Source organism: Pseudomonadota bacterium (assembly GCA_010028905.1).
Lineage (GTDB): Bacteria > Vulcanimicrobiota > Xenobia > RGZZ01 > RGZZ01 > RGZZ01.
In genome coordinates, this window is the sequence record RGZZ01000386.1 from 1 (window position 1) to 4,803 (window position 4,803).

Genomic DNA, 4,803 nt, shown 5'->3' on the forward strand with positions numbered 1-4,803 from the left:
GGGCGTGGAAGACCTGCGCCAGTCCGGCTGCCGTGGCGGCTTCCGCGATGCAGCGGCCCAGCGTGCCTGTGGTGATGAGGAAGTCCACCGCGCGCGCCGCGTGCTCGCCCACCGCGCGATGGTAGTCGGGCCCGGTCGGCCCGAGCTCGAGCATGTCAGCCAGCACCGCGCCACGGCGCCCCTCGACGGGAACTTCGGAGAGGGTGTCGAGGGCGGCGTGCATCGATGCCGGTCCAGCGTTGTAGGCGTCATTGATGAGCTCGAAGCCACCCGCGGCGTGTACGATCTCGTGCCGGCGCCCGGATGTCTCCAGGAAGTCGGGGAAGCGCTCGAGGGCGGTGAGCGGGATGCCGAGCTCCACGGCTGCAGCCACCGTGGCCGCAAGATTCATGGCGTTGTGGGGGCCGGGCATGGGCAGGTGCAAGGTCAGGGCGACGCCTTTGACCTCGAGCTGCACGCGCTGGCCCTCGACGCCTTCGGGCACCGCCTCCAGCAGGCGGACGTCTGCGCGCGGATCACGGCCGAACGTGACGATGCGGCACGGGGTCTGGGAGGCCAGGCGGTCGTACCAGGCCGAGTCGCGGGGGAGGACGGCGCAGGCGTTGGGCGCGAGCTGGGTGAGCAGCTCGGCCTTGGCGTCACAGATGGCCTCGAGGCTGCCGAGCAGCTCGAGATGGGCTTCGCCGATGGTGGTGATGATGCCGATGTCCGGGCGCGTGATGGTGGCCAGTGGTCGTATCTGGTCGCGTCCGCGCATGGCCATCTCGATGACCGCCGCGCGGGTGGCGTGGTCGATGCGCAGCAGGGTCTGGGGAACGCCGTACTCGTTGTTGAGGTTGGCGGCCGTCTTGAGCACGCAGGGATAGTGGGTGGTGAGCACGGCCGCCATCAGGTCCTTGGTTGTGGTCTTGCCGTAGCTGCCGGTGATGGCGACCACCGGGAGGCGGAACTTGCCGCGATAGTGCGCCGCGATGCGATGGTACGACGAAAGGGTATCGTCAACCACGATGGTCCGACCGTGGTCGGCCTCGCATCGGGCAAGGGCTTCGCGCGCCGCCATCACATAGGCAGCGCCGCGGTTGAGCGCCTGCGGCGCAAAGGCATGGCCGTCGAAGTTCTTGCCGGTGAGAGACAGGTAGAGCTCGCCGGGCTGAAGGCTCCGTGTATCGGTGGAGATGCCGGTCACCGCCGTGACGTCGTCGCTGGGCGGCGCGGCGAAGCGGCCTCCCGTGGCCTCGAGGATCTCGTCTACAGTGAGGGGTTCCAACACGCCTACACCTCCTTGCCGATTTGGGGAACAGCTTTTCTGAGCGCCTCGCGGGCCACTTCGGCGTCATCGAAGTGGAGCGTCTGCTCTTTCACGATCTGATAGGTCTCATGACCTTTGCCTGCGATGATGACGCAGTCGCCGGCGCGTGCCATGGCCAGCGCGGCTTCGATGGCAGCGCGTCGATCGACGATCACGTGGCGGTCGCCCGTCTCGGGCATGCCGGCCACGATTTCGTCGATGATCGCCGCTGGCTCTTCGCTGCGTGGGTTGTCGGAGGTGATCACGGTCGTGTCTGACAGCGCAGCCGCGATGCCTCCCATCTTCGGACGCTTGGTGCGATCGCGGTCGCCGCCGCAGCCGAACACAGTGATCACTCGCCCGGTCGTGATGGCCCGCGCGGCGCGCACGATGTTCTCGAGGCCGTCGGGGGTGTGGGCATAGTCGATGATCACGCGGAAGGGCTGCCCCGCGTCGACGGTCTCGAATCGCCCGCGCACCGGTGGAACGGTTTCGAGCGCGGCGGCGACAGTGGCGAGCGGGACGTCGAGGGCCAGGGCTGCGGCGGCCGCGGCAAGGGCGTTGTAGACATTGAAGCGGCCGCACAGGCGCATCGAGACGTCTGCCTCTCCCGCGGGGGTGACGAGGTGGAAGCGGGTGCCGTTGGCCTCATGTCGCACGTCGACGGCGCGCACCTCGGCCGATGCCGTGTCGACGCCGTATCGCATGACTCTCGCGTGCGACGCGGCCGCCATGTCGGCGCTGTGCGGGTCGTCTGCGTTCACCACGGCCCAGGCCGTGGACCTCAGGCCTGTGAAGAGCTTCTGCTTGGCCGCCTTGTAGGCGTCCATGGTGACGTGGAAGTCGAGGTGGTCTTGTGTCAGGTTGGTGAAGACCGCCACGGCGAAGTCGCAGCCGGTCACCCGCTCAAGGGCGAGGGCGTGTGAGCTGACCTCCATCGAGACGCAGTCGTGTCCGTGGGTCACCATCTCTCCCAGTATCTGCTGCAGGTCGAGCGATTCCGGCGTCGTGTTCCGGGCGTCGCGCACCTCACCCCCGATCTTCACGTGAATGGTGCCGATGAGGCCAGGCACTCTTCCGGCGGCTGCGAGCATCGATTCGATGAGCGTGGTCGTTGTGGTCTTGCCATTGGTGCCGGTGACCCCCACCATGGTGAGGCGATGCCCAGGCCAGTCGTGGAAGGCTGCGCTCACAATCGCGAGGGCACGTCGTGCGTCGTTGACTGCGATCACGCACGTCTCTTCAGGGTTCGCAACCGCCTCTGGTCGCTCGACGATGCAGGCCACGGCACCGGCGCCGATGGCCGCGCCCAGGAATCGATGACCGTCCGTGACGTGGCCTGGCACGGCCACGAAGAGGCTTCCTGGGCGCACCTCACGAGAGTCATAGGCGATGTGGCTGACGTTCACCGATTCGGGCGCGCGGCCACCTACCGCGCGCGCGTCAGTGCGGAGTGCGTCGAGCAGGCTGGTGAGCGGGGGCAACGGTGCTCTCACCCTTCTTGGAAGTGGAGGCGGCCTTCGGTCCCCCGGTGTGGGCGATGCCGGCCGGCGCGCCTTTGGCGCCCTTCAGGGCTGTCTTCGCTGACTTTGCCTTGGCGTCTGTGGTCTTGGCTGTGTTGCTGCTCTCGTCGTCCTTGTCGTCCTTCTCGACCACGTCGAGGGGCCTGACGCCCAGGCGCCAGAGCGCTTCGCGTGACACGGCCTTGAAGACAGGCGCCGCAACCGATCCGCCCCAGTGGATGGGCTTGGGGTCTTCGACCTTGACCAGGATGATCACACGGGGATCTTGTACCGGCGCAAAGCCCAGGAACGAGGCGTTGTAGCGATGACCGTAGCCGCCGCCGTCAACGATGTTGGCGGTGCCCGTCTTGCCGGCGGAGGGGTAGGCGGCGTTCTCTGCTTTCTTGCCGGTCCCGTTCACGACCACGTTGCGCAGTATCTGACGCATCTGCATCGATGTGCGCTCGCTCACGACGCGTCGCTTCACCTTGGTGGGGAATGCCTTCACCACCTTGCCGTCGGGGTCGAGAAGCTCTTTCACCAGGCGGGGTTTCATCATCACGCCCTTGTTCGCCACGGCCTGCATGGCGGAGACGAGCTGCATGGGGGTGACCGTGATGCCTTGACCGAACGCGTTGGTGGCGAGGGTGATGTTCGCCCAGCCCTTGTACGGCTGGATCAGCCCCTCCGCCTCACCGGGCAGCGGGAGGTCGGTGGTGCGGCCGAAGCCGAAGCGATCGAGGTACTGCTGGAACGTCTTCTTGCCGATGCGAAGTGCCACCGCGCAGGTACCGACGTTGAACGAATGGGTGACGATGCCGAGCACCGTCTCGCTGCCGTTCGCGCTCGACTCGCCGTCGTCTGCGTTGTGGATCTGCCAGCCGTCGACTGTGATGGCGGTGCCGCAGAAGAAGCGGTCGCTCATCGATACCTTGCCGCTATCGAGGGCGGCCGCCGCGGTGAACACCTTCATGGTCGAGCCAGGCTCGTAGGTGTCGCTGAGCGCGCGGTTTCGGCGCAGCGCCACGTCGACCTTCGAGGCCTGGGCGGTGGTGTAGTCGGGCTTGTTCACCAGCGCAAGGATGTCGCCGCTCTTTGCGTCCATCACCACGCAGGTGCCGCTGGTGGCCTGGTACTTCTTGACGGTGGCCGCAAGCTCGCGCTCGGCGATGTACTGTATCGATTCGTCGATGGTGAGCACCACGCTACGACCTGGGCGTGCCGGTGTGAGCTTCGACCAGCCGTTCGGGATGGCTCGCCCTTCGCGGTCCATCTCGGCTTCGATCTGTCCGGGGATGCCCTTGAGCTGCTGCTCGAAGGCAGACTCGATGCCGTCGAGACCGTTGTCGTCGATGCCCGCGTATCCGAGCAGGTGAACCGCGAGCTTGCCCTTCGGGTAGAAGCGCTTGCCAGTGGCCTCGCGCAGAACGAAGAGCCCTCCTTGCAGGTTCTTCGGGACGCCCGCGTCTCGCTCACGCGCATACTTCTCGATGCGCTCGGCAACCTTCTCCGGCATCTTCTGCCCGAGCCAGACGAATGTGCCGTGGGTGTTGAGCAGCTTGCGTACGGTCGCCACATCACCGTTCATGGCGCGTGCCACGAACAGCGCGACCTGATCGCGCTGCTCCGGCGGAATCTTCGTCGGGTCGGCGGCGATGGAGGGCAGGCTCAGGCTCGCGGCCAGGATCTGTCGGTTCCGATCGAGGATGGGGCCGCGCAGGGCAGGAAGGGGGAGTGAGCCCACGTGGTAGGCGTCGGCCATGCCCTTGAAGTCAGCGAAGCCCTTCGGGGGGGCGTTGCGCAGCCGCTGACGCGCCTGCACCTGCACGAGATTGTACCCCAGGTAGAACACGAAGAGCACCATGAGATAGAACACCACGACCACACGTGGCTTCATTCGCGGATTCCACTGACGCTTCGACGTTGGCATGCTGGGCCTTCACTTTCGGGAGCCATGTTCGCGCCAACTGGTCCGCGTCGAGGATGGGGTCACCGTGCGACGAGAGCGTGTGC

The 4,803-nt window shown here is 66.5% G+C and carries 3 protein-coding genes; all 3 read right to left on the reverse strand.

The features are described from left to right. A partial coding sequence (locus EB084_19615; GenBank protein ID NDD30472.1) for a UDP-N-acetylmuramoyl-tripeptide--D-alanyl-D-alanine ligase occupies window positions 1-1,270 on the reverse strand: 1,270 nt, incomplete at its 3' end. 2 nt (window positions 1,271-1,272) lie between these two features. After that, window positions 1,273-2,754, reverse strand: coding sequence for a UDP-N-acetylmuramoyl-L-alanyl-D-glutamate--2,6-diaminopimelate ligase (locus EB084_19620; protein NDD30473.1), 1,482 nt, complete (start codon window positions 2,752-2,754; stop codon window positions 1,273-1,275). Further along, complete coding sequence (locus tag EB084_19625) at window positions 2,732-4,720, reverse strand: stage V sporulation protein D (GenBank protein NDD30474.1); 1,989 nt, start codon at window positions 4,718-4,720, stop codon at window positions 2,732-2,734. Before EB084_19625 ends, EB084_19620 begins: the two co-directional genes overlap by 23 nt. Between the last annotated feature and the right edge of the window lie 83 nt (window positions 4,721-4,803).

What these genes read in the sequence shown, in the direction of transcription:
- EB084_19625 (NDD30474.1), bottom strand. Translation starts at nt 4,720, where the DNA reads ATGCCAACGTCGAAGCGTCAGTGGAATCCGCGAATGAAGCCACGTGTG.